Genomic DNA, 23,995 nt, shown 5'->3' on the forward strand with positions numbered 1-23,995 from the left:
TTCAAATCAAGTGCATGTTCTGGAACTGCACGGAGGTTGGTGGGCTGGCGTGAAGTTGACAGGTCCAGATCGTTGGTTATTTGCGTTCAGTAAGGTTGTGTGAGAGTGGCTTGATTCCGGAATTCTGCTGCGTCGCAGGATGGTTGCTTTCCGGTAGGGTGACTGCTAGGTAGGTGGTCGGTTCGTTTGAGTTTATCGTTCAATGCAGCGTCGTTACCGAAAATTTGTTCTCCAGCTTTACCGCCGTTTGCGACATCCACGGATGTTGAAGCAGAGCCGTGTGATGCGATGGTTTGCGCGGCACTTTTTGGTCAAGTCGGTGTGGAAACCCACACGGCACACCTTTGCGGGCGGGACGGCGGTGGGGTTGTTTGTAGGGGCGCTGTTGATTCCCGGACAGATGCCGCTGGCGGCATTGATTTGTGGGATTTTCAGGGTGAATATTCCGATTGCGATTGTGATTTGCTGGATGAGCAATCCGGTAACTTTTGCGCCGATTGCGTGGTGGGAGATCAATCTGGGAAACTGGTTGATGGAGGTGTTTCATTTCGGGGAGGTGGTGCCGCTGCGGTGGTCGGAGTTGACCGCGATGGCACGTGGGGCGGATGATCTGTGGAGTTTTTTTGGGGATGTGAAGCCATGGGCGGGGTCGCTTTATTTGGGGGGTGTGGTGGCGGGGTTGTTGTTGATGCCGGTGGGGTATTTGGTGGTGTTTGCATTATGGGATGTAGTGCTGATGCTGGCGCATCGGCGAAAGTTGCGAAAGAAGGCAGTGGCGGATGCATTGGTGGAATCCAAGGCGAAAAATGAAGAGAATGATAAGAAGGTTTCCTAGGGGGAATGCCTGAGAGAGGAACCTTTATTTGCCCCGGGTTGATTCCTGTTTAAGGTAAACTCATGGCGATCTTAAATCAGATCAGGGTGTTTAGTTCGGACCTGGATGGAACTTTGGTGGGCAAACCGGACTCGAGTGCGGATTTCACCTGCACCTGGAAAGGGCTTGGCGAATCGAGGCCACTGCTGGTCTACAATACGGGCCGGTTGCTTTCGGATGCACGAAGGACGGTGAAGGAGGCGCAGCTGCCGGAGCCCGATTATTACATTACTGGAGTCGGGACGGTCATCTATGAGGTGAAGGCGAAGATGGTGCTGCATGAGTTCAGCTCGATTTTGTCGGAGGAGTGGGATCGGGACCGGGTGGAGGAGATTGTGAGTGGATTTGGCAAATTGAAGCTGGAGAAGCAGCCGGAGCATTTTCAGCATGACTGGAAGAGCAGCTGGTTCTGGCGGGATGCGACACCGGAGGATTTGGAGGGACTGACGGAGGCCTTGCGCGAGGAGGGGTTGAGTGTGCAGGTGGTGTATTCCTCGGCGCGGGATTTGGACGTGTTGCCAAAACCGGCCAACAAGGGAAATTCGCTCCGTTGGCTTTGTCGAAAGCTGGGCGTAAAACCTGCGGAGTTGCTGGTGGCGGGGGACACGGGAAATGACATTTCGATGTTCCAACTTCCTGGCGTGCGGGGGATTGTGGTGGAGAACGCGGAACCGGAGTTGTTGGGTGCGGTGCTGAACACGGATGCATATGTGGCGAAAGGCAGTTGTGCGGCGGGAGTGCTGGCGGGCCTGCTGCATTTTGAGGTGATCGATGCCGTGGTGGCGTGTGATGTGCCGTTGGAAGGGCAGGCGCATGATCCCGAAATTGTTCGGTTGTTTGATGTGGCGGCGGATACGCAAGGGGATGAGACGGCATTTTTGAAATTGGCGTATTCGAAGGCACTTGAGTCGTTGGATCGTTGCGTGACGCCGGTGGGATTCAGTGCGTGTTCCATTGGGGACAATGACGTGACGGGGACGGATGAGAACTACAATTCGGTGTGGGGCCGCGATGGTTCGATGGCGATTGTGGGTAGCCTCGCGGTGCCGGGGGACCGGTATCGGGATTGCCAGAGGGCGACGTTGCGGACGCTGTTGACGCATCTGGCTCCATCGGGTCAGGTGCCGGCGAATGTGCACATCAGGACGGGGATTCCCGATTATTCCGGAGTGGGCGGGATTGCGGCGATCGACAGCGGCATGTGGGCGATCATTGCGCTGTTTGAGTTTGTGGCGAAGACGGACGAGATGAAATTCCTGCGGGAGTTTCGTGAGGCGGCGTCGCGGATCATGCTTTGGCTGGAGGCGCATGACAGCAACCAGGACGGATTGCTGGAAATTCCGGAGGCGGGAGATTGGATGGATTTGTTCAATCGGAGTTACAACGTGCTTTACGATGAGGTGCTTTGGTATCGGGCAACGATTGCTTATGGACGGATTCACGAGTTGCTGGGGGACCGGGACACGGCTTCGACGTATCTGCTGAGGGCGGAGCGGGTGAAGAGGGCGATTCTAAAGCGCTTCTGGCCAAGCACGAGTGCGCCGGTGGCGGAGTCGGGGGCGAGCTTTGCAGAGGTGCAGCGGGCGATTGGGGATTCGCGTTATTTGCTGGCGCAGGTGACGCCGTTTTCATTCGACTGGCGTTGCGATGTGATCGCGAATGTGATGGCGTTTTTGAACAATGTGATCGATGTGAAGCGGGCAAAAACGGTGTTCCGATATGTGTGGGGGGTGGGCGCTAACATGCCCTATCCGGTGCGCAATTTGTATCCGGTGGTGCATGCGGGCGATCCGGACTGGCGTAGTTATTACACGGTCAACTTGTTGAACCTGCCGCATCATTATCACAACGGTGGGATCTGGGGCTGGTGTGGGGGACATTGGGTGAGATTCATTCACCGATTGGGATTGCGTGACATCGCGCGACAGGAGTTGGTGAAGCTGGCGGAGTTGAACCGGCAGGGGGTGACCTTCGAATGGGAGTTCAATGAATGGTGCCATGGTGAAACGGGCAGGCCGATGGGCAAGGCGTTTCAGGCGTGGTCGGCTTCGGAGTTTTTGGCGGCCTATCATGAGGTGATGGACGATTAACTGGATGAATTTAAGTAATTAGTTTTGGGCAGACCACTTGATATTTTGCACTTCTCTTTGCACGGATTGATCCGTGGTCAGGAGATGGAGTTGGGGCGTGATCCGGACACGGGCGGCCAGTGTTTGTATGTGCTGGAGCTGGTGAAGGCTTTGTCGCGACATCCGGATGTGAGGCGGGTGACCTTGGTGACGAGGAGGGTGTCAGATCCAAAGGTGTCGACGGACTATGCAAAACCGCATGAGGATCTGGGGCATGGGGCGGAGATCCGGCGCATTGATGGAGGGCCGAAGCTTTACCGGCGCAAGGAGGTGCTTTGGCGGCATCTGGATGCGATGATCGACAACACTTTGGCGTGGTTGCGTCGGGAGCGCCGGATGCCGGATTTGATTCATGCGCATTATGGGGATGCAGGTTACGTGGGCAGGCAGGTGGCGGCAGTGCTGGGGTGTCCGTTTGTTTTTACGGGACATTCGTTGGGACGGGTGAAGCGGATGAAGCTGATGGAGAGCGGGATGGATGGGGCGGAGATTGAGAAGCGCTACAATTTGAATGTGCGGATTGAGTCGGAGGAGATGAGTCTCGATGCGGCTTCGTTTGTGGTGACCAGCACGCATCAGGAGATCGAGGAGCAGTATGCGATGTATGATCAGTATGCCGCCGACCGCATGCGGGTGATTCCGCCGGGGGTGGATCTGTCGCGTTTTGACGGAGAAGGAGATGCGGAGGTGGTCGCGTCAGTAGCGGCGAAGCTCGAGAGGTTTTTGTTGGATCCGCAGAAACCGGCGGTGCTGGCGATTGCGCGGGCAGATGAACGGAAAAATTTGGCGGGTTTGGTGCGGGCTTTTGGAGGAAATGAGTGGCTGAGGGAGAATGCGAATTTGGTGATTGTGGGGGGGAATCGGAAATTGATCGAGGATCTGGCACCGGGACCGCGCAAGGTGTGGATGGAGCTGTTGAGGTTGATCGATGACTGCGATTTGCGCGGCAATGTGGCGATTCCGAAAACGCATGGGGCAGCCGAAGTGGCGGGCTTTTTCCGGTGGGCGGCTGAGCGGGGCGGGGTGTTTGTGAATCCGGCGTTTACCGAACCGTTTGGGTTGACCTTGCTGGAGGCCTCGGCGGCGGGGTTGCCGTTGGTGGCGACGCATGATGGCGGTCCGCGGGATATTTTGGCGAATTGTGAAAACGGCGTTTTGGTTGATCCTTTTGACCCGGTGGCGATTGGCAAGGCGATTGAGGGGATTTTAAGCGAGCCAACCCATCAGGCGGCATTGGCTGCACAAGGGGCGAAGGCGGTGCGGGAGTTTTATGGATGGTCGAGCCATGTGAACCGTTACCTGCGCGAGATGAGGAAGGTTTTGCCGATGATGAACCTGCCCGTGGTGCCAGTGGTGGAGCGCGTGGGACTGGCGGAATGTGAGCGGTGGATTGTGATGGATTTGCCGTCGGCTTTGGAAGGGGAGTCAGAGGAGATGATGGGACGGTTGAGAGGCGTGTTTGAGGATGGGACGATCGAATTGGGGATTGCGACGGGGATGTCGTATGAGCGGGCGATGGGAATGATCGAAAGGCTGGGGATGCCGTTACCGTCATTTGTGGTTTCGAGATTGGGCGCGCGGATTGATTATCCGCGTCCGGGGGCGGTGGCGAGGGATGAGGTTTGGCAGAGGCAGATTTCCGTGAACTGGCGCCGGGAAGAAGTGGTGAAGGTGTTGGAGGGGCTGCACGGTCTGGAATTGCAACCCGAGGCGGAACAGGATGCCTTGAAGGTGTCGTTTTATCGGGATGATCGGTCGGGACCGCGCCGGTTGGAGGTGCAGAGGAAGCTGCGTGAGGCGGGGATCGCGGCGAAGGTGCTGGTGACGGCGGGGCGCTATCTGGATGTGGTGCCGGTGCGCTCGGGCAAGGATGTGGCGTTGCGCTATTTGATGCACAAATGGGGGATGGATGCGTCGAGCATTTTGTATTTTGCCACGTTGGGAAGTGATGCCGCAGTGATGCGCGGAAGGATGCTCGCAGTGGTGGCGGGAAATAGTGATCCGCAGTTGGAGATATTAACGGAGCGGGTGCGGCTTCGATACAGTGAACAAACCGGGTTGGCAGGTTTGTTTGAAGGGATTGAGGCGTATGGATTTCTCGAAGGGAAGAAGCCGCCGGGGCCGGATGACACGTTGTCTTCGGATCATGAAACGGTATCGGTAGAAGAGTTGCTGCCCTGACGGAGAAATACGTGATCAACTTTTTGGTTGGAGTTGTAAATTGATTCGGATGCGTTAAACAATGGGCCATGCGCCACTTGCGGATCTTGCTCCCTTTGTTTTCCCTGGCCGTGTTGCTGGTCTTGATCGGTTGCGGCACCCCAGCGGCAGGGACCCGCGCTTTCAGTTGGGAATCGCGACTGGGTCCGGTTCCGGTGGAGCGCAAGACCACGCCGGTGGGAATGCTGCGCGAGGTGAATTTGAAGCAGGACATGATCCGCAAGGGCACGGTGGGTCGGCGCGTGTTTCGCCCGATGAGACCTCGTTACATTACCATTCACAGCACGCAGAACTACACCGGCGATGCTTACAATCATGCGCTGGCTTTGAAACGCGGGGCGCTGCGGGCGACGAAACGCCGGGGCGGGAATCGAATCGGATATTTGACCTGGCATTTCACCACGCAAAGCAATGTGGCGATCCAGCATATACCGACCAACGAGCAGGGTGAACATGCGGACTTTGACGGGCCAGGAAACAACTACAGCATCGGCATTGAGATGTGTGAGCATCGTGGCAATGATCTGGCGTTGACCATCGACAAGACGGCGAAATTAACGGCGTTTTTGATGTATGAGCACCAAATTCCGTTGAGCAATGTGGTGGGTCACTATCACTGGCCGCGCAGGGGATTGAATCCGCCGAACAAAAACTGCCCGCATTTTTTGTTGGATAACGGTCGTCCAGGTCCGAAGTGGCGTTGGTTTCTCAGCAGGGTAAAGGCGCATTATGAGCGGCTGGTGCCGGGTCCGGTGCCTAGGATTTGACCTTGAGAGCAACAAAAAACGCGCTGGGGTTGCCAGCGCGCGATGAATCAAAAATCCGATCAAACTCGATTAACGGTAGGTGCGAACGTAGCCGACACCGGGGATGTAGATCTGAATCACACGCCGGGGATGGTGGTAATAGGGGCGATGATAGGACCGGTGGTGCGAACGATAGTGACGGTGATCATGATGCCGGTGATGACGGTAGTGGCTATGACCATGATGACGATCATGTTTGTGGTATTTCGAATGGCTGTGTTTGTGTTTGTGATCGCGCGCTTCGGCGGATGTTGGTGCAACGGCGAACATCGCGGCGGCGATAAGAAGGGTGATCAATGCTTTCATAGTATCAGAGGTTAGGGTTTGTTAAGCAGGTTTCTGCAACGATGGTGACGTGGGGATCACGCAGTCGAGACAACCTTGGTTCCTCTGTTTTGACCGGGTCAGTTTCCGGTTTATTCAATAAAATTAGCCATATTAATGGCTATTTGGCATCAGCACCCGGAGTGACTTCACCTTTGCTGAGCTTGGACTTGAGCCGGGACCAGAAATCTTCCTGGCTGCCCGTGGCGTTGGAAGGGGGTGGGGCAATGCCGGTGTTGCTGCCGGTGGTTCCTGGTCGGGATAGATTGTTTGATGTGCCGGGGGCGGCGTTGGAGTTGGGAGAATAGCCGGTGCCGCCGGTGACGGGGATGCTGAGGCCGCGTGAGGTGCGACGCACGCCGGGCGCATTGGGAAGGTTGGGAGAGGGGATGTTGAAGCCGCTCTGGCTGTCGCTGAGTTCTCCGCCGTAGGCCGCGAAGGTGTTGACGGGGATTTCGTAGCGTTTGAAGTCGCTGGCGAGTTGACGCCGGGCGTTGATGAAGGGGGTGGGGCTGTGATAGTTGGAGTAGTCGCGGGCGAACTTGGAGCGGTTCATGCCGATGGTGAGATTTTTGCGGATCTCAAAGTGGAGGTGAACGGGATACATGCCGTTGTTGCCACCCATGGTGCCGATGAGCTGGCCGCGCTCGACGATGTCGCCGACTTTAACTTTGCGTTCGAGAAGGTGGCCGTGCAGGGCGTCGATGATCTCGATTTTGCCATTGGGTTCGCGGTAGGCGTGGCGGATGATGATGACGTTGCCCCAACCGACTTTCACGTCTTCGCTGAGCACCACGACGCCGTGGCCAATGTTGTAGATGGGGTCGCCGAGGTCGGAATCGCCACCGCCGGTGCCATTCCAGTCTTCACCGAGGTGACCGTTGGGCCAGAATCCGCGGGCTTTGTAGTAACCGGCAGCGTCAGGTTTGCCGACGGGGAAATCGAAGCCGTCAGCCAGTTGGCAGCGGACGGTGTCCACGGCGTGCAGAGGGGTGGCAAGCGTGGAAAGTGCAAATAAAATGAACAAGGCGATCCCTCGCAGGGAAAGTAGCGGATGAGTGCTCGCAGGATGTGGGGAAGGCATTCGTGGGCGACTGGTGAGAAAGAAAGTGAGGGGGCGGGAGGGGGACTTTTTGCGAATTAGGGACATCAGTCTAGCGATGGTTGGGAAATTTGCCACTGGCAAGTTTCGGTTGCCGCCTCAGGACCAAGGATTAACGAGGCGGACGGGTGCTCATTTTGATGGCGAGCACGGTGATGTCGTCGGAGGTTTCTTCGTCGCCGGTGTGCATGCGGACGGCCTCCATGATGCTTTGGGTGAGGTCTTCAACCGGGTCCTGGGCTTTCTGCAGGAGGAGCGATTCAAGGCGTTGCTGGCCGAAGAGTTCCTGGTCGGAGTTGAAGGCTTCGGTGACGCCGTCGGTGTAGAAGATGACTTTTTCACCGGGCTTCATTTGGAATCGGGAGCTGGTGAAAAGGTGTTTGCGCATCAGCCCGAGGGCAGGATGACGTTCGCTGAGGAGGGGGAGGATTTCGCCTTCGGGTTTCACGAGAAGGGGAGAGGCGTGACCGGCGTTGCAGAGCTCGAGTTCGCCGCTTTGCACGTCGAGAACGGCATAGACCAAGGTGACAAACATGCCGGTGTGGGTTTCGTTGCAGAGGGCGTCGTTGACGTGGCGCATGATGTCGACCGGGGTGGTTTGCGGACCGGCGTAACCTTTGAAGAGGGTTTGGGTCATGGCCATGAACAGGGCGGCAGGCACGCCCTTGCCGGAGACGTCGCCGATGAGGATGGAGAGGCGACGTTCGTCGAGAAAACGGTGATCGTAGAAATCGCCGCCAATTTCGCGTGCCGGCTGCATCACAGCGTCGAGGGCGATGTCGGCATGATGCGGCCAGGCGGTGTGGGTGGACCATTTGCCGGGAAGCATGCTGGTCTGGATGCGGCGGGCGGCATTGAGTTCGCCGGTAATTCGTGCTTTGGAAGCGCTGGTCTCCTGAAGCTGGGCCATGCGGGTGCGCAAATCGCGGGTCATTTTGCCGAAGGCGAGGGCGAGGTCGCGCACTTCGCGGATGGCAACGCGTTTGTCGAGCGGGTAGTCGAGATCACCATCGGCAATTTTTCCGGCGGCCTCGGCCAGGTTGCGGATGGGACGGGTGACGGTGTGGGAGATGAAAATGAGGGCGAGGAAAAGGCCGACGATGCCGAGAAGGGCGATGGCAGCGAGTTCCAGCAGGGAGCGGAGCGCAGGTTTGATCACTTCATCGCGGGGATAGACGAGAGCGAGGGTGAAGCCGCCGTTTTGAACCGTGCTGAAGGCGATCCAGGAGTCTTGCTGTCGAAGGGGATCGGCATGACGGATGAAGCCCGTGTCTTTCGGCATGATTTCTTTGGCGAGATGCGGGTTTTTGTCCTGCAAATTGGCGTGAAAGACCTGATTGCGGTCAGGAAAGGAAAGGTAACGGCCGTTGGGACTGATGAGAAAGGCGTAGCCCGTGTCGGCCACCTTGATGGCGGCGAGGCTGGAGATGAGGGAGTCGAGGGCGATGTCGATGGTGGCGACGCCCCAGAAGCGGCGTTCGTTCGCTTCCGTGCGAAACATCGGCACGGAGCGGGTGGTCATGAGGACATTGCCGCCGCCTTCATCGTAGTAGGGTTCGGTCCATTGGGCCTTGCCGGTGGACTTCGGAATGTTATACCAATCCCATTTAAAATGATCATAGTCGGGGGGCTGGAGGACGACGAACTGGGTGGCGCTGCCCTTCCAGTAGGCGTAGGGGGCGAAGTGGGTTTGGTCGGGAAAGAACTCGTTAGGTTCAAAGGCAAGGCAGGTGCCGTAGAGGAGACCACTGTGCCGGTTGAGGGTGTTGGTTAGGTGGCCCTGGATGTCGGAGAGAGTCTTGAGAGCGCCGGATTCGAGAACGGCGGCATGCATTTCTGGAATGCGCGCGGCCTGACCAAGGACGCCGTTGAGTCGGGAGGCTTCGAGCGTGGCGAGGTCAACGGCTTGACGGCGGGTCTGTTCGAGGGCGTGGCGGTAATCGCGAAGGCCGACCCAGGCAATCACCCCGGCGAGGAAGATGGCCGCAGGAACGCCGATGGTGAGCACCAGTCGGGTGCTGAGAGATCCTTGAAGGAGTTTGCGGTCGGCGTTGGGCACAGAACTGGGGTCAGGCTAGGCTGCCTTTGCCGTAGCGGAATTCATGCCCGCGAGGGCGGCTGATTTGTCGGGGTAGATGGTGAGGATGCGGTCAAAACCGATGGTTTCAAACACCATGAGGACATTGGAATCAAGCGAGCAGAAAGCCAGGGAGCCGGCGCTTTGTTCAAGGCGTTTGGCGGCAAGCAGGAAAACGCGCAGGCCGGCGCTGTTGATGTAGTCAAGCTCACTACAATCGAGAAGCAGGCTCTTGGTGTTCTGGTCGAGAAGAAGCATGATGTCGCGCTCCAAATCAACCGCGCTGACGCTGTCGATTTGTCCAGTCAGAGAAGCGACGGTGATGTTTCCTTCTTGATGGATGGGGAGTTGCATGGATGAACTTGGCTGAAGCTGAAGCTGAGGCTGACTGAAATCTGGCTGACTAAATGTCAGGCGACGCGTTTGGTGAGAGTGAGAATGTTGCGCTGACCGATGCGGCTGTAGTGAATGGCGTCCATCAGGGTGCGGGCGAGATGAATGCCCATGCCACCGGCGTTGCGTTCGAAAAGCGAGGCGCTGATGTCTGGCGTGGGGGCATCAAGGGGATTAAAAGCGCGGCCATCGTCTTCAATTTCAGCGTGAACTTCGCGATTGCTGATGGTGAGGCGGAGAACAATTTCGTGGGCGCGGGGTTCTTTGCGGCCACCGTGCATGACGATGTTGGTGACCAGTTCGTCGATTGAAAGGCTGATCTTAAAAACGGCATCATCGGGCATTTGATGCCATTTGCCGAACTGGCGCACCATCTGGTTGAGACGTTCGGTCTCATACAGATTCACATCGAGCTTCGTGCTGAGGCTGCCGGTGCGCATGTGGTTGCTTTTGTCGTTGTGGAGAGAATAGCACAAAGCGTCAACGTGTCACAAACTAGTTTGGGTGGATAGAAGGCAAAAGTCGATCAGGCTGTCGGGCAGGATGATGTTTTGCCGATCGTCAGTCGACGTTGTCCGTGAAACAGGCGGTTTCGCGCTGGCGGATGAGGTCGGCTTCTTCGTGAATGTTGATCAACGAGAGCCGGGTGGCGCGGAAAAGGCTGAGGCAACCTTGCACGATGGCAATGGCTCCGACGAAGCCGATGGAAAGGGCGAGAGCCATCATGAAGTTGTCCCAGGGATGGAATTGCTGGGAGGCGAGGGCGGCTCCGAAGATGGAGACGAGACTGGTGAGCACAAAAGAACCGAGCGAAACGTAGATGGCACGCAGAGCGCCAAGGAGGAGGCTGGCCTGTTTTTCGATTCGGTCCATGTGCCGCAGCCAGAACTTTTTGTCGTCCTTGGTTTCGGCTTTCTCGACTTTGGCGATGACGGCGCGGAGTCGTTCACCGGCGCGCAGGAAGCGGTTGCTGGTGCTGAGGGCCAGGAGGGATGCAGCGTTGGTCAGCACGGCAGGCGCTGCAATCAGGGAGAGCAGGGCGAAGGGGTTGCCGGTGATTTCGGTGATCAAGGCTTGTTGGAAAAGGTGGAAGGTCCGTCCCGGACCTTGATGCAGGCATGAAATGAAAGGCTCGGGACGAGCCTTCTACTTTTTTATTTTATTCGCCCCAGATGAACTCGATGGGCTTTTGCACGTCGGGATGAAGGCTGCGGTGGACGGGGCAGCCGGTGGCGGCGGCTTCAAGGAGGGGGCGCTCGGCGTAGTCGGCGGGGAGGGGAATCCAGATTTTCACCGGCAGGCTGGCAATGCGGCGGGGGGCTTCGGTGGTCATGTGTTTTTCAACATGAATGCGCATGTTGGGCAGGGCGATTTCCTTGCGCTTGGCGACGATGCCCATGGTGGTGGCAATGCAGGTGGCCAGGGCGGTGGCGACAAGGTCGGTGGGGGAGAAGGACTCGCCTTTGCCCATGTTGTCGGTGGGGGCGTCGGTGATGAGTTCGGTGCCGCTGGGACCGTGAATGGCGCGACAACGGAGGTCGCCTTCATAGGTGGCTTCGATTTTTACCATGGTGAGAAAAGAATGGGTGTTGAGAGGAGTGGTTAGTCCAGGTTGCGTTTTTCGACGTTGTCTTGCGAATAGGGATCGTTGGCGGCGTCGTCCGATGGGGGTGTTTCGGGCGCGAGTGGTTCGGAGGAAGTTGGGGCCGGTCCTTCATCGGGAGTTGGAGCTGGAGGTGGTTCCGTGGCGGGTGAAGGTGAGGAGGATGGCGAGGGAGACTTCGGTTTGGTCGAGGAGCCTGAGTCACCGTGGTCGTCGTCATCGTCATCGCTGTTGTCGCTGCCGGACCAGGGATTGTATTCGTCGTTGTCCCAATCTTCGGTGACTTCGAGCGCTTTTTCGTCTTCGTCGCGGTCTTTGTAAAACTCAGGGTAGAGTTTGCGATCGCGTTTTTCCATGCCCCAGGCAAGCCAGATACAGATCTCGTAAAGAATATACATCGGGACCGCCAGCAGGGCGAGGGTCATGGCGTCCTGAGTGGGGGTGATGACGGCAGAAACCACGCAGATGATAACGGCGGCCCAACTACGGGAGGTCTTCATGACCTTGTAATTAAGGATGTCCAGTTTCACCAAGGCCATGACGACCACCGGGAGCTCGAAGCAAATGCCGAAGATGATGACAAACTGACAGACGAATTTGACGTATTCGACCAGTTCCCACGGGTAGATGGGCGGAGGGGCTCCTTCTGTGGTCGGATCGCCTGAATAGATGAAAGCGACACCAAATTCGTAGAAAAACAGAATGGCCCGCGGCGCGACCACGTAGTAGGCAAATACGACGCCGAGAGCGAACAGTCCGGCACCCACGCCAATGGCAGGAAAAAGCACCTTTTTCTCGGTGTTGTGCATACCGGGAAGCACAAATTGGAGGAGAAAATAGAGCAACAGCGGGAAGGAAATGATGACGGCGGCAACGAGGGAAATGTTCATGGCGGTCATGAAACCGCCGGTGATTTTGAGGGAAACGATGCTGACTTTTTGTTCCAGGCCGGCCATGACCAGGGGCTGCCGGATGATCGCGAGAAGTTTATCGGCGTAAGTGAAGGCGACGATGGCGGCTACCAGAAGCGTGACTGCCATCCGCACGATCATTTTGCGCAGGTCGTCGAGGTGATCGAGAAAGGGTTTTTCCTGGTCGGTTTGACCGAGATCCACGGCGACTTTTTCGCGGAGTTTGACGACTTTCGTAAATAACCAGTTAAACATGATGAGGTGCTGTAGAGAGAATACGCGGACTAGATGATGCCTCGTGCGGCCATTCTTGCAAACAATGCGAGCGTAAGGGCATCCTGAATTTCACCGGTCGCGACCATTTCGCGCAATTCGGCCGGGGTGACGAGTCGGACTTCACCAATGTGTTCGTCGCCGACGGGCTGGGGTTCGCGGACCTGATGAACCGGGTGGGCGGTGAAGAGGTAGACGTGTTCTTGAGTGAATCCCTGCGAGCCAAAGAACCAGCCGAGAGGGGTGATGGTGCCACCGGGGAGGAGTTCGCAGCCGCTTTCTTCATCGAGTTCGCGATGCAGGGTGTGCAGGATGGCTTCGTGGGTTTCGGCCTCGTCGATTTGCCCGGCAGGAAATTCCCACAGCGAGCGCATGACGGGAAGGCGTTCCTGATGGATGAGGATGAAGTGTCCGTCCTCGGTGATGGGGGCCACGGCAATGGCGGATTTGCGATGGGCAACGGTCCAGTCGACGGGGGTGGTGGGGCGTGCGGGGGTGAGGAAAGGGCATTCTTCGATCTGCACGTAGCGACCATTGTAGACCATTTCGCCGGGGAGTTTTTTCCAACTGCCGTGGTCTCCGATGTGGCAAAGGGGGAAGGTGGGCACCTGTGACACAGGCTTTGAGCCTGTGGGTGGGGCAGGCATGCTGCCTGCCGGGCGGGGAGTATGGGGCGGGGGTGCGGTCGTGGAGACATTCGTGCCGGGCAGAATGCCCGGCTCACCCACAGGCTGCAAGCCTGTGTCACAAATTTTGGGGGCACAGGGTGGTGGTGACACAGGCTTTGAGCCTGTGGGTGGGGCAGGCATGCTGCCTGCCGGGTGGGGAGCTTGGGGAGGGAATGGGGGTGTGGAGGCGTTCGGGCCAGCGTCGGGCAGAATGCCCGGCTCACCCACAGGCTGCAAGCCTGTGTCACAGAGGTCGGAATCAACGGCTTGTAGGAGAGTTTGCTGGGTTCCCAAATTGTAGGCACTTGGATTCAGCCTAGCTTTCTCGGGATTCTGTTGAATGTATTGACGGAAACGATTGAGCTCGTTCCAGTCGCGGATGATGTGGTCGTAGCTTTCGTCCATCCAAAAAGGACCGGAGCGGTTGAGGGCGCGATTGATTTCGCGGGCGGTGAACCATTTGATGGACTGCAAAATTTTGGAGAGGGACTGGCCGGGAAGAGGCTTTAGAATCAGGTGAGCATGGTTCGGCATGATAACGAACTGATCGAGGAGATAGCGATCTTCGTGAAAATGCTGCAGTGCGGAGGCGACAATGTTCGAAAGGGAGGGATCGCGCAGAGTGCAGGAGCCATGTCCTTGGTCGAGCCAAGTTTCACGGGTTTCATGGAAGCGGGTTTGGTATTCGGCAATGGTTTGGCCAGTCCAAGGTTCCGGGTGATGGGAGAGCCAATTTTTGCGCTCTTGCTGCCATTGGGCAAGAAGGTGGGCGGGAAGGGAGTCGGCCAGGCGAAAGGTAACGAAGTAGGTGGCGTCAGGGTGTTGCCAGTGGGGGAGGTTGCGGGTGGGGGTGGCGAGAGGGACTTGGGGGGTGTAGGGGACGAAAAGGTGGTGGGTGGTGTCTGAACTTGGGGAGGTGTTGCCTTGAGGCTGTGGAGCTGGAGGGGGCATTGAGGTGGAAGGTCGGTTTGGCGGCTGGCGGGACAGGCAGAATGCCTGTCTCACCCACAGGCTGCAAGCCTGTGTCACACACTGAGGGTTTCACGCCATTGGGCGAGGCGGGAGGCGACGTTTTTGGGGGAGGGGGCGCCGATGCCTTGACGGGCGGCGAGGGCGACGTCCATTTGCAAGACGGTGGTGACGTCGGATTCGAAGGCGGGGCTGAATTGTTGGTAATCGGCGACGGTGAGGTCGTGGAAGGTGGTGCCGACTTCAAGGCAGTGATGCACGAGCTTGCCGATGACTTCGTGCGCCTGACGGAAGGGGACACCATGGGTCACGAGGTAGTCGGCGAGGTCAGTGGCAAGGAGGAGGGGGTCGCTGGCGGCGGCGGCGGTTTTTTCGCGGTTGACGTCCATGCCGCTGACCATTTCGGCGAAGACTTCGAGGGCGAGATTGATGGTGTCGAGGGAGTCAAAGAGGGGTTCCTTGTCCTCCTGCATGTCGCGGTTGTAGGTCATGGGGAGACCTTTCAAGAGCGTGAGCAGAGCGGTAAGGTTGCCAATGAGACGGGCGGATTTGCCACGGGTGAGTTCGGCGACATCAGGGTTCTTTTTCTGCGGCATCAGGGAGCTGCCGGTGGTGTGGGCGTCGGCAAGGGCAATAAAGCCGAATTCGGCAGAGGCCCAGAGGATGATGTCTTCGCTGAGGCGGCTGAGGTGGACGCCGAGGAGGGCGATGTCGAAGAGCAGTTCAGCGGCGAAATCGCGGTCGCTGACGGCGTCCATGGAGTTTTGGGTGACGCTGTCGAAGTCGAGCTGTTGGGCGACGAATTCGCGGTCGATGATGATGGTGCTGCCGGCGAGAGCGCCGGAGCCGAGGGGGAGGACGTTGAGGCGTTTGCGGGTGTCGGCGAGGCGGGAGGCGTCGCGATCGAGCATTTCCACATAAGCGAGGAGGTGGTGGGCGAAGTAGACGGGCTGCCCACGCTGGAGGTGGGTGTAGCCGGGCATGATGGCGTCCTGGCCGCGGGTGGCGCATTCGACGAGGGCGCGTTGGAGGTCGCGGGTGAGGTGGGAGATCTGGTCGATGGCGTCGCGGGTGTAGAGCCGGATGTCGGTGGCGACCTGGTCGTTGCGGCTGCGCGCGGTGTGGAGCTTGGCTCCGGCGGGTCCGATGCGTTTGGTGAGCTCGGACTCGATGTTCATGTGGACGTCTTCGAGTTCGATGCTCCATGTGAAGCTGCCGGCGTCGATGTCGGCTTTGATGCCGAGCAGGCCGTCTTCGATGGACTGACGTTCGTCGGTGGTCAGGATGCCGATCTTTTCGAGTCCTTTGGCGTGGGCGATGGAGCCACGGATGTCGTGGGCGTAGAGTCGCCAGTCGAATGATACGGATTCACCATAACGCTGCACGAGCGCGCTGGTCGGTTGTTGAAATCGGCCTTTCCACATGGGGAGGGGACGATTAGCCGGGATTGGCAAATGGGCAACGGGTTCTTGGTTGCGTTGTTGTGATTGGGATTTTAGAGGATGACGGACAGGATGTCCGTCGGACGCACCGACTGGAAGTCCGTGTTACGGCTGGGGATGTTTGACGGACAGGATGGGGGCTGAGCGTGAGGTTGAGCGTCGAGACGCTAGAGACAGGCAAAATGCCTGTCCCACCCACAGGCTGCAAGCCTGTGTCACTACTGGGTTAGTGGGTCACCACGTGTTCGTGGTCGTGACCGTGACCGCAGCCACCGGTGCGGGTGCATTGACCGGTGCGGGCGAGTTCGTCGCAGTTGGCGGTGATGCGGATGCTTTTGCCGGAGGGGGTGAAGCCAAGGCGTTTGGTGATGCAGTCCTCAAGGAGGGTGATGTGGTCGTCTTCGAACTCAACCACACGGTCACAGTCCTGGCAGATGAGGTGATTGTGCTCGGGTTTGTCGAGGAAATTGGGATCGTAGTAGGTCTGGTCGCGGCCGAGGTCGACTTCGTGAAGAAGTTTGCATTCGACGAGCAGACCGAGGGTTCGGTAGACGGTGGCGCGGGAGACACTGCGGTCGATCTTGCGCACCATGTCATGCAGTTCTTCGGCGTTGAAGTGTTCGGTGGTGCCGAAAGCGGCTTCCACGATGACGTCACGCTGCTTGGTGCGGCGAAGCCCCTTGTTGGTCAGAAATTGATCAAGCTGCTTGCGGACGGTCTCGGTCATCATACTTTAGAATCATTCCAAACAAAGGGTCGGTGGTCAACTGACATTCGTGGGAGAATTCTTCACGCTTTGGCTGATCGCGTGGGAGAGCGGGCGATGAGAATCGAACTCACGTATCAAGCTTGGGAAGCTCGTGTTCTACCATTGAACTACGCCCGCGAAAAGGTTGGGGGATTGTGGCGATTTTGTCCTGATTGTCAATGCCGGTCTGGGATCAGAATCAGGAGTCGGTCGGAAGTTCCTCGGGGAGTTTCAGTTCCGGCATTTCGGTGTCGGAAGGTGCGGAGGATTTTTTCTCGGGTGTCGGCGGTTTTTCTTTCGCCTTCTCCTTGGTTTTGTCGGCCGACTTCTCGGCTGTTTTGGCCGGTTTTTCAGGGGTCAGTGGCGGGGCGTTGGGTGGCGGGGATTCGGTGTATTGTTTCCACCAGGACTCGAGGGTGTCGATTTCGAAAAGCTGGGCGCGATAGCCGGTGAGCTGCTCGAAACTGAAGGTGGCCTCCTTGACGACGTCGAGGTTGGGATCGGATTTGATGGCTTTGGTGAGGGCATCGCCAACGGTGGTGGAGCGGCGCAGGCCGAGGAGGTTGGCGGCTTTGAGGCGGACCTGCCAGGGGTGTTCGGGGTTGCCTAAGAGGCGGATGAGCTGTTCGTCGCTAAGCTGGGTGTCGCGAAGGGCGGCGGCGTCAGGGTAGTAGTCGCCGACAGGAATGTCGAATCGGTCGAGGCGTGAACCGCTGAGGTAGTAGTTCTGCACGCGAAGGATTTCGGCGCGTGTGGCGTGGACGAGGGTGGCGAGGCGTGGATCGTCCATGGACTTCCACAGTTGTTCGTAAGGGGCGCGGTTGGCGGTGGCGATGGCTTCGTCGGCGTAGGCGGTGAGGCGGTTGCGTTCCTTGAGCAGGAGGAAGTCGTCGGTGAGCGGGGTGGCGGGAGTGAGCGCCGGGGCGACGGCAACGGCGGGCGGAGGAGGGACCGTGGGGGCCTGCTGAGTTCGGTTGGCGAGGGCTTTGGTGGCTTGTTCGGTTTCGGCGAGGCGTTTTTGGGTGGCCTGCAGCTGGGCCTGCAGGTCGGCGAATTTCTCGGCGAGATTGGAGTCAGTATTGGCAGCGACGCTGGTTGCTGGGGCCGGACTGGTGGATGGCGGATTCGGGTTGTTGGGACGAACGGGGACGGGGTGGCCGGAAAGGCGTTGATCGATTTGATCGTTGATGGTGTTGTAATACCAGGCTCCGAAGGCTCCGATGATGAGGAGGTTGCAGAGCAGAATGAGTCCGAGAAGTTTCAGGATCGAGCCGCCGCGACGCTGATTGGTGGGGCGGTTGGTCTTGACGATGTAGCTGGTCGGGGCCGGTGCAGGAGCTGCGGACGCTGAAGAAGAAGGGGAGAGAACGGGGACATCGTCATCGTCCGCGAGCAGGGGTTTGCGGCGTGGCACAGTCTGTTTTCCAACGGCGACAACAGGGGTGGGTTGGATTTCCCGTGCGAGTGGTTCGGTAGGGGGATTCTGCGAAAAGTTGGGTTCTCTTGTCTCCATGAAGGTGTGGGAAAATATCGTGGCGCTTGCCGGATGGGGTTGGCAAGCGTTATGATTAGGTGAGATTAGGCAATTATTTTGGCTGTGCGAGTTTAAAATGTCCCAAGTGAGCAATGCATCGAAAACAAGTGGGAGCGGCCAGATGGTTGCTGCTGAGGGGGTATCGTCGATTTCACGCGTGTCGGATGGCTTGAAATGGGAACGCTGGCTGGCATTGGGAGCCGGGGTGCTGGCTTTTGTGGTTTGGTTTGTCTGGTGGCCGTATCAGCATTGGACGTTTGAAGAACGGGTGAGTGTGTTGTCGGGGTGGGTGAAGATTTTGATGCTGGGAAGCAATTCGGAATGGCAGTTTTGCCTGGTGGTGCCGTTGATCGCAGGATTTCTGGTTTATCGTCAGAGGGCAACGCTGGGGAGAGTTCCGGTAAATGGTTCGTGGTTGGGGGTGCCGGTGCTTCTGGCTTCAGGGGTGCTATTTTGGCTGGGTTACAAGGTGGACACGGGGTATTTGGGTTACGCGGCGCTGCAGTTGAGTGTGGCGGGGATCATATTGTTGATGGGGGGAAAGGAATGGATGCGCTTGTTGTTCGTTCCTTGGGTGTTTTTGGTTTTTGCATGGCCGCTGTTTCCTTTGGACACACTGCTCGCGGCCAAGTTGAAGATTCCGACTGCTTGGATCGCAGAAAAATTGCTGACCGTGGTAGGGATCGGGGCGGTGCGGGAAGGATCGGCAATCCAGTCGCTGGCGGATTTCGGAGCGGGGATCAAACAAGGGGAGCGGTTCACCCTGGATATTGCGGATTCGTGCAGCGGGATGCGGTCGCTGTATGCGCTGATCATGGTGGCGGTTTTGTATAGTTTCATGGCATTGAACCGCACGGTGCCGAGGATATTGCTGTCGTTGAGTGCGATTCCCCTGGCAGTGGCAGGGAACGTGGTGCGGTTGTTGTTGCTGACGGTGGCGAGCCTGGTGATGGGGCAGGAATGGGCGGTGGGCAAACAGGTGGATGGTCAGCAGGTGGATTCGTTTTTCCATTTGCTGGCGGGATTCATGGTGTTTGGTGTCGCACTGGCGGGGATGTTTGGCCTGGCAACGTGGCTGGAAGGCCGACATTGGAAGCGCGTGAGATTGGTGGAGCCGAAGCTGGAAGTGAAAAGTGGCGGTGTCGGCGATGGGATGACCAAGGTGCTGGTGAATGCAGGATTACTGTTTGCGTCCGTGGGGGCGGCTTTGGGGCTGTGTGCGATGACGCCCGAACAGCCGGTTTTGCGCGAAGCCGGATTTGCTCCGCAGCTGCCGGAATGGGTGGGGGGGTATCACGGTGAGATGAAGGAAATGAGCTACCAGGAGCGGATGAATTTTGATCCGACCGTGACCTTGTTGCGACGGGCTTACACGGCTCCGGGGGCGAGGCCGGTGACAGCGACAATTGTGATCAGCGGGGAGATGAAACGCACGTTGCATTCCCCTGAGGTTTGCATGCCGAACCAGGGTTGGACGGTGAATGCCTTGCAGCCGGTGGAAGTGAAGTTGGACAATGGCATGGTGATCAACGCGAACGTGATGCGCTTGTTCCGGGATGTGGAGGTTGCGGAAGGGAAAAAGGTGCGCATGCGGGTGTTGAATTTGACGTGGTATCAGGGGTCCAACGGCTACTCGACACCGGGATACAACATCAGCCATTTTATGAACTACCGGGATGCGATCCTGTTTGGATACAATCACCGTTGGAGTCAGGCGTCGTTTTTCATGGAGGTGCATGCGACGGAGGTGGGCGTGGACGATCCGCTCGGGGAAATCATTGCGATTGAGGAATTGAAGGATTTTGCGCAGACGGTGGCGTCGCAATTCGTCAAAGTCCCGGCATCGTGAGGTGGCGATGGACAGCGGAACCGCCTGAGGCTTTTTTCGCGAATTGCGTGAATTGCGTGATTTGATGGTGAAGCAGGTTGAACTTTTCGCGTCGCACCGCTAGTAAAGTGGCATGCACGATCCACGCATCGACCTTCTTGCCAAACAGCTCGTCCGCTACTCCACCCAGGTGCAGAAAGGCGAGAAGGTGTTGTTGGATTGTTATGACACACCGCCCGCAGTGGCTTTGGCATTGATTCGTGCGGTGGTGGCCGCGAAGGCGATCCCGGTGGTGAAGCTGCATGATGCGACGGTGACCCGGGAATTGATGAAGCACGCGACGCCCGAGGGGTATGAGATGCTGGCGAAGAACAATCTGGATCTGATGAAGGAGATGGACGCCTACATCGCGGTGCGCGGTAGTCACAACATCACCGAGATGTCGGATGTGCCGGCGGCGAAGATGCAGCTGGTGATGGACAAGCTGCGTCCGGTGATCAATGAGCGGGTCAACCATACCAAGTGGTGTGTGTTGCGCTGGCCGACGGCGGCGATGGCGCAGCAGGCGGGGATGAGCTCCGAGGCGTTTGAAGATTTCTTTTTCCGGGTGTGTTTGCTGGACTACAAAGCGCTTCTGCCAGCGATGAATGCGCTGAAAAAATACATGGACGCGGCGAGCAAGGTTCACATCAAGGGCCCGGGCACCGATTTGACTTTCAGTTTGAAAGGGCTCAAGGCGATCGCTTGCGGTGGCACGCACAACATCCCTGATGGCGAAGTGTTTTCGGCTCCGGTGAAGAACAGCGTTGAAGGCGTCGTGAGCTACAATGCGCCGACGGTGTATCAAGGCATGGCCTTTGACAACGTGCGGCTGGAGTTCAAGGAGGGCAAGATTGTGAATGCAACGAGCAACAACACCAAGGCCTTGAACAAGGTGCTCGACAGCGACGAAGGGGCCCGATACATTGGTGAATTTGCCATTGGATTTAACCGCGAGATTCGCGAGCCGATGCGCGACATTTTGTTTGATGAGAAGATTGCCGGTTCATTCCATTTCACGCCGGGTCAGGCCTATGAAGGTGTGGCGGACAACGGCAACCGCAGTTCGGTGCATTGGGATCTGGTGTGCATTCAGCGTCCGGATTACGGTGGCGGTGAAATCTGGTTTGATGACACCTTGATCCGCAAGAACGGGAAGTTTCTGCCGAAGGATTTGCAGAAGCTCAACTGAGCAGAAAATTTTGATGGGATCGTTTCATGATGCGTATGGAGAAAATTTTGAAACAGGTGGTCCGCGCTGGCGCGGGTTTGGTGATCGTCGTGGCGTTGGCGAGTTGTTCTTCCGGCAACAAGAAGAAGGGGTTGCCGACGAACCTGCCGAACATCTCGCTGAGTTCAACGTCGGCGACACCACCGCATAACATGCCGAGCTATGCCTATCCGTTTGATTCCAGCGGCACCTATGTGTCGGCCTGGGCGGCGGAAGGGGAACGGCGTTCGGGTCGATCAGGAGCCGCCAACAACAGCGATGTGCAGCGCTGGACTGGTTCACATGGTTCATCCAGGACGGCGTCGAGAAGTTCGAGTTCGAGCAAGCCTAGGGTGACGACCACCACCAAACGCAAGACGACTTCTTCAAGTGGCAGTCGTTCGCATGTGGTGAAGAAGGGCGACACCCTGTATGGCCTGGCGCGGCGTTATGGTTCGACGGTGGCGAAGATCAAGTCGGCCAGCGGTTTGCGTTCCGACCTGCTTCGGCCAGGGATGACGCTGAGAATTCCCCGATAGACTCGTCAGTCGTATTGCCGGACGCCATGAACTGCTTTGGAACGGCAATGATCGCGGGGATGGTGAGGCGGAAGGCGGTGCTGTTGGTCGTTGGGCTGGGCCTGGCGATGGTGGCCTCGGCCTCGGCCTTTTCGGTGGTGGTGATCGATCCGGGTCATGGCGGAAGTGATCCGGGGACGCGGTGGCATGGGTTGGTGGAGAAAAATCTTGCTTTGGATGTGGCAAAGCGGGTGGACGAGATTCTGCGCGGAGAAGGCGTGCCGACGGTGATGACGCGGCGCACAGACCGGACGGTTTCGCTGGATGCGCGGGCGGGCATGGCGAACCGGTTTGCCAATTCGCTGCTGGTGAGCATTCACTTCAATGCCAACCGGATTCAGGGCATCAGTGGGTATGAAACCTTTTACCGGAGCGCGAAGGGCAAGACGATCGCGTTGACGCTGCAGAAGGCGATGGGCGAGAAGATCAAGGGACGAAACCGCGGGGTGAAAAATTACGATTTTGCGGTGCTGACGCGGACCAAAGGACCGGCCGTGTTGATCGAATGTGCCTTCATCAGCAACCGGACGGAAGCCAACCGGGTGCAGACGGCGGCTCATCGCCAGGCGCTGGCATTGGGGATTGCGAACGGGATCATCCGTTCGCGCAAGTTGTGGTAGGGGCAGCCGTGGTGGTTGGAGCCCGATCAAAAGTGATGATGTCCAAAGACCAGGGATTTTGCTGGTCGGCAGGATGATGGACGAGGTCGGTTTGATGCCAAATCTCCTGATTCCAAGGCGGGAAATACACGGGATGGCTGGCGGGAGGAAAGCGGTGATGGACTTGCGTGATGATCAGGCGTTGGGCGAAGGGGAGTGCGGCGGCGTAGGTTTTTGCGCCGCCGCAGCAGATAAGTTCGGAGGCGTGGTGATCGCGGGCGAGACGCAGGGCGGCCTCGACGGAGGCGATGGCTTTGCCGTGTTCAGGGTGCCACTCGGTTCGGCTGGTCAAGGTGAGCGGGGTGTGGGCTGGCTTGAACCAGTCGCGCATTTCTTCGTAGGTGCGACGTCCGAGAAGGAGCCATTGATTGCGGGTGACGGATCGAAAGTGTTCGACGTCGAGAGGCAGATGCCAGGGGATGCCGTGTTCGTTGGCGAGGAGTCGGTTCTGATCGACGGCCGCGATTAAGGTGAGTCGCGGGTGCGTTTGCATGCGTCTGTTTCCCGAAGCGATAGTTGCTGTTTTATCGACTGAAGATCGTGGTCTGGCCTTCGGGGAGCAGTTGCACGCGGTTTTCCCAACCAAGTCTGGCGGCGGATTCGACCAGTCGGATGGCGGGTTCCTGGATGGGTTCGCCTCCCAATGGGAAGGTGCCGAAATGCATCGGGATGAGGTGACTGGCTCCCATCATGTCGGCGGCTTCGATGGCTTCCTCAGGATTCATGTGAACGGCTCGTCCGCTGGGGGCGCGGTAGGCTCCGATGGGCATGAGGGCGACGTCGATGCTGGCGTGTTTGCCGATTTCCTCAAACCCGTCAAACATGGAGCTGTCGCCACAATGAAAAATGGTCTGGTCGCCGTGTTGGATGAGATAGGCACCGAACTGCCGGTAGGTGTCGTGGATGAAACGGGCTCCCCAGTGTTTGGTGGGAACGAAGGTGATTTTCAGATCGCCGACTGAGGCAGTTTTCCAGTATTCGAGTTCGATGATTTTGCTGAACGCACAGTTTTTGACGACGTTGCCAACGCCTTTGGGGACGATGATGGGTTGTCCGGCGGCGATGGCGCGGAGGCTGGGAAGATGCAGGTGATCGAAGTGCGCATGGGTGATGAGCACGAGGTCGATGTAGGGCAGCAGACGGCTGGTGAGGCTCGGATGGCTGATGCGTTTGACCGGTCCATGCCACAGCGCCCAGTTGGGATCGACGAGGATGTTTTGACCGCCGATATGGATGAGAAACCCCGCGTGACCGAGCCAGGTGACGCCGGTTTGGTTGAGTTCGAGTCCGGCAAGCAGGGAGGAGGGACTGCTGGGAAGCCGGGTCGCCAGGAAGTGCGGGATGAGGACTTCGTTGATGAACTGAATGTTGCGTTTCTGCCAGCCGCGACTGGGCAAGAGTCCCACATGGTTGCCATTGCCGTTGCCGTTAACCGAGGCTGCGACACTTTCGACGCTGCGCGCCTTTCCGAATCGGAGCTTGAGCGACAGTCGGCCTCTTCGCGGCGGAGGGGTGCTCGAAGAAGGATCGGGCGATGATTTTGACATGATTGGGAGAAGCGGCCTGGGGATGCAGTTGAGGATTTTACGCGCGGGGTGGGGTGGATGA

General features: G+C 58.0%; 22 protein-coding genes and 1 tRNA gene. 9 read left to right on the plus strand and 14 right to left on the minus strand.

Annotated elements, in window-relative coordinates:
* Positions 1-202 precede the first annotated feature (202 nt).
* The 5 genes from FEM03_RS07860 to FEM03_RS24720 all read left to right on the plus strand — a co-directional run bounded on the left by FEM03_RS07860 (position 203) and on the right by FEM03_RS24720 (position 6,350).
* The gene (locus tag FEM03_RS07860) at positions 203-835 is read left to right on the plus strand and encodes a DUF2062 domain-containing protein (protein WP_138085649.1); all 633 of its coding nucleotides are present in this window, start codon (positions 203-205) and stop codon (positions 833-835) included.
* 62 nt (positions 836-897) lie between these two features.
* Positions 898-2,964, plus strand: a complete 2,067-nt coding sequence (locus tag FEM03_RS07865) for an HAD-IIB family hydrolase (RefSeq protein ID WP_138085650.1) — start codon at positions 898-900, stop codon at positions 2,962-2,964.
* 45 nt (positions 2,965-3,009) lie between these two features.
* The gene (locus tag FEM03_RS07870; protein WP_166442714.1) at positions 3,010-5,184 is read left to right on the plus strand and encodes an HAD family hydrolase; all 2,175 of its coding nucleotides are present in this window, start codon (positions 3,010-3,012) and stop codon (positions 5,182-5,184) included.
* 95 nt (positions 5,185-5,279) lie between these two features.
* Positions 5,280-5,990 (plus strand): peptidoglycan recognition protein family protein, encoded by a 711-nt coding sequence (locus FEM03_RS07875; protein ID WP_240772702.1) that lies wholly within the window; start codon positions 5,280-5,282, stop codon positions 5,988-5,990.
* A 42-nt stretch (positions 5,991-6,032) separates the two neighbouring features.
* The gene (locus FEM03_RS24720) at positions 6,033-6,350 is read left to right on the plus strand and encodes a hypothetical protein (protein WP_206170918.1); all 318 of its coding nucleotides are present in this window, start codon (positions 6,033-6,035) and stop codon (positions 6,348-6,350) included.
* A gap of 124 nt (positions 6,351-6,474) precedes the next feature.
* On the opposite strand, the gene FEM03_RS07880 is transcribed toward FEM03_RS24720, so the two are convergent.
* The 12 genes from FEM03_RS07880 to FEM03_RS07935 form a co-directional block, all read right to left on the minus strand.
* Positions 6,475-7,380 carry a M23 family metallopeptidase gene (locus FEM03_RS07880; protein WP_166442715.1) on the minus strand — a complete coding sequence of 302 codons (906 nt, stop codon included), beginning with the start codon at positions 7,378-7,380 and terminating at the stop codon, positions 6,475-6,477.
* Between the two features lie 187 nt (positions 7,381-7,567).
* Entirely contained in the window at positions 7,568-9,514 is a 1,947-nt protein-coding gene (locus FEM03_RS07885; protein WP_138085654.1) for a SpoIIE family protein phosphatase, read from the minus strand.
* A 15-nt stretch (positions 9,515-9,529) separates the two neighbouring features.
* On the minus strand, positions 9,530-9,886 hold the full coding sequence (locus FEM03_RS07890) for an STAS domain-containing protein (RefSeq protein WP_138085655.1): 357 nt from the start codon (positions 9,884-9,886) through the stop codon (positions 9,530-9,532).
* A 56-nt stretch (positions 9,887-9,942) separates the two neighbouring features.
* Entirely contained in the window at positions 9,943-10,365 is a 423-nt protein-coding gene (locus FEM03_RS07895; protein ID WP_138085656.1) for an ATP-binding protein, read from the minus strand.
* Between the two features lie 121 nt (positions 10,366-10,486).
* Positions 10,487-10,996: a DUF2721 domain-containing protein gene (locus tag FEM03_RS07900; RefSeq protein ID WP_166442716.1), complete on the minus strand. Its 510-nt coding sequence runs from the start codon at positions 10,994-10,996 to the stop codon at positions 10,487-10,489.
* 88 nt (positions 10,997-11,084) lie between these two features.
* The gene (locus FEM03_RS07905; RefSeq protein WP_138085658.1) at positions 11,085-11,495 is read right to left on the minus strand and encodes an OsmC family protein; all 411 of its coding nucleotides are present in this window, start codon (positions 11,493-11,495) and stop codon (positions 11,085-11,087) included.
* Between the two features lie 32 nt (positions 11,496-11,527).
* The gene (gene tatC, locus FEM03_RS07910; RefSeq protein ID WP_138085659.1) at positions 11,528-12,694 is read right to left on the minus strand and encodes a twin-arginine translocase subunit TatC; all 1,167 of its coding nucleotides are present in this window, start codon (positions 12,692-12,694) and stop codon (positions 11,528-11,530) included.
* Positions 12,695-12,723: 29 nt separating this feature from the next.
* The gene (locus FEM03_RS07915) at positions 12,724-14,331 is read right to left on the minus strand and encodes an NUDIX domain-containing protein (protein ID WP_138085660.1); all 1,608 of its coding nucleotides are present in this window, start codon (positions 14,329-14,331) and stop codon (positions 12,724-12,726) included.
* A gap of 74 nt (positions 14,332-14,405) precedes the next feature.
* Entirely contained in the window at positions 14,406-15,773 is a 1,368-nt protein-coding gene (gene argH, locus FEM03_RS07920) for an argininosuccinate lyase (RefSeq protein ID WP_138085661.1), read from the minus strand.
* A gap of 244 nt (positions 15,774-16,017) precedes the next feature.
* Positions 16,018-16,521 (minus strand): Fur family transcriptional regulator, encoded by a 504-nt coding sequence (locus tag FEM03_RS07925; RefSeq protein ID WP_240772703.1) that lies wholly within the window; start codon positions 16,519-16,521, stop codon positions 16,018-16,020.
* Positions 16,522-16,606: 85 nt separating this feature from the next.
* Positions 16,607-16,677 (minus strand) — tRNA-Gly (locus FEM03_RS07930).
* A 61-nt stretch (positions 16,678-16,738) separates the two neighbouring features.
* Positions 16,739-17,953 (minus strand): hypothetical protein, encoded by a 1,215-nt coding sequence (locus tag FEM03_RS07935; RefSeq protein ID WP_206170919.1) that lies wholly within the window; start codon positions 17,951-17,953, stop codon positions 16,739-16,741.
* A 241-nt stretch (positions 17,954-18,194) separates the two neighbouring features.
* On the opposite strand from FEM03_RS07935, the gene FEM03_RS07940 reads away from it, so the two are divergent.
* The 4 genes from FEM03_RS07940 (at position 18,195) to FEM03_RS07955 (ending at position 22,348) form a co-directional block, all read left to right on the plus strand.
* On the plus strand, positions 18,195-19,922 hold the full coding sequence (locus FEM03_RS07940; protein WP_166442717.1) for an exosortase/archaeosortase family protein: 1,728 nt from the start codon (positions 18,195-18,197) through the stop codon (positions 19,920-19,922).
* A 112-nt stretch (positions 19,923-20,034) separates the two neighbouring features.
* Positions 20,035-21,132 carry an aminopeptidase gene (locus FEM03_RS07945; protein WP_138085664.1) on the plus strand — a complete coding sequence of 366 codons (1,098 nt, stop codon included), beginning with the start codon at positions 20,035-20,037 and terminating at the stop codon, positions 21,130-21,132.
* A 35-nt stretch (positions 21,133-21,167) separates the two neighbouring features.
* Positions 21,168-21,689 (plus strand): LysM peptidoglycan-binding domain-containing protein, encoded by a 522-nt coding sequence (locus FEM03_RS07950; RefSeq protein WP_206170920.1) that lies wholly within the window; start codon positions 21,168-21,170, stop codon positions 21,687-21,689.
* 26 nt (positions 21,690-21,715) lie between these two features.
* Positions 21,716-22,348: an N-acetylmuramoyl-L-alanine amidase gene (locus FEM03_RS07955; protein WP_138085666.1), complete on the plus strand. Its 633-nt coding sequence runs from the start codon at positions 21,716-21,718 to the stop codon at positions 22,346-22,348.
* Here FEM03_RS07955 and FEM03_RS07960 read toward each other — a convergent pair.
* A complete protein-coding gene (locus FEM03_RS07960) occupies positions 22,323-22,880 on the minus strand; it encodes a dihydrofolate reductase (protein WP_138085667.1) in 558 nt (185 codons plus the stop codon). The genes FEM03_RS07955 and FEM03_RS07960 overlap by 26 nt on opposite strands.
* Positions 22,881-22,911: 31 nt before the next feature.
* Positions 22,912-23,934 (minus strand): MBL fold metallo-hydrolase, encoded by a 1,023-nt coding sequence (locus tag FEM03_RS07965; protein ID WP_138085668.1) that lies wholly within the window; start codon positions 23,932-23,934, stop codon positions 22,912-22,914.
* Between the last annotated feature and the right edge of the window lie 61 nt (positions 23,935-23,995).

It is taken from the genome of Phragmitibacter flavus (assembly GCF_005780165.1).
Taxonomy (GTDB): Bacteria; Verrucomicrobiota; Verrucomicrobiia; order Verrucomicrobiales; family Verrucomicrobiaceae; genus Phragmitibacter; species Phragmitibacter flavus.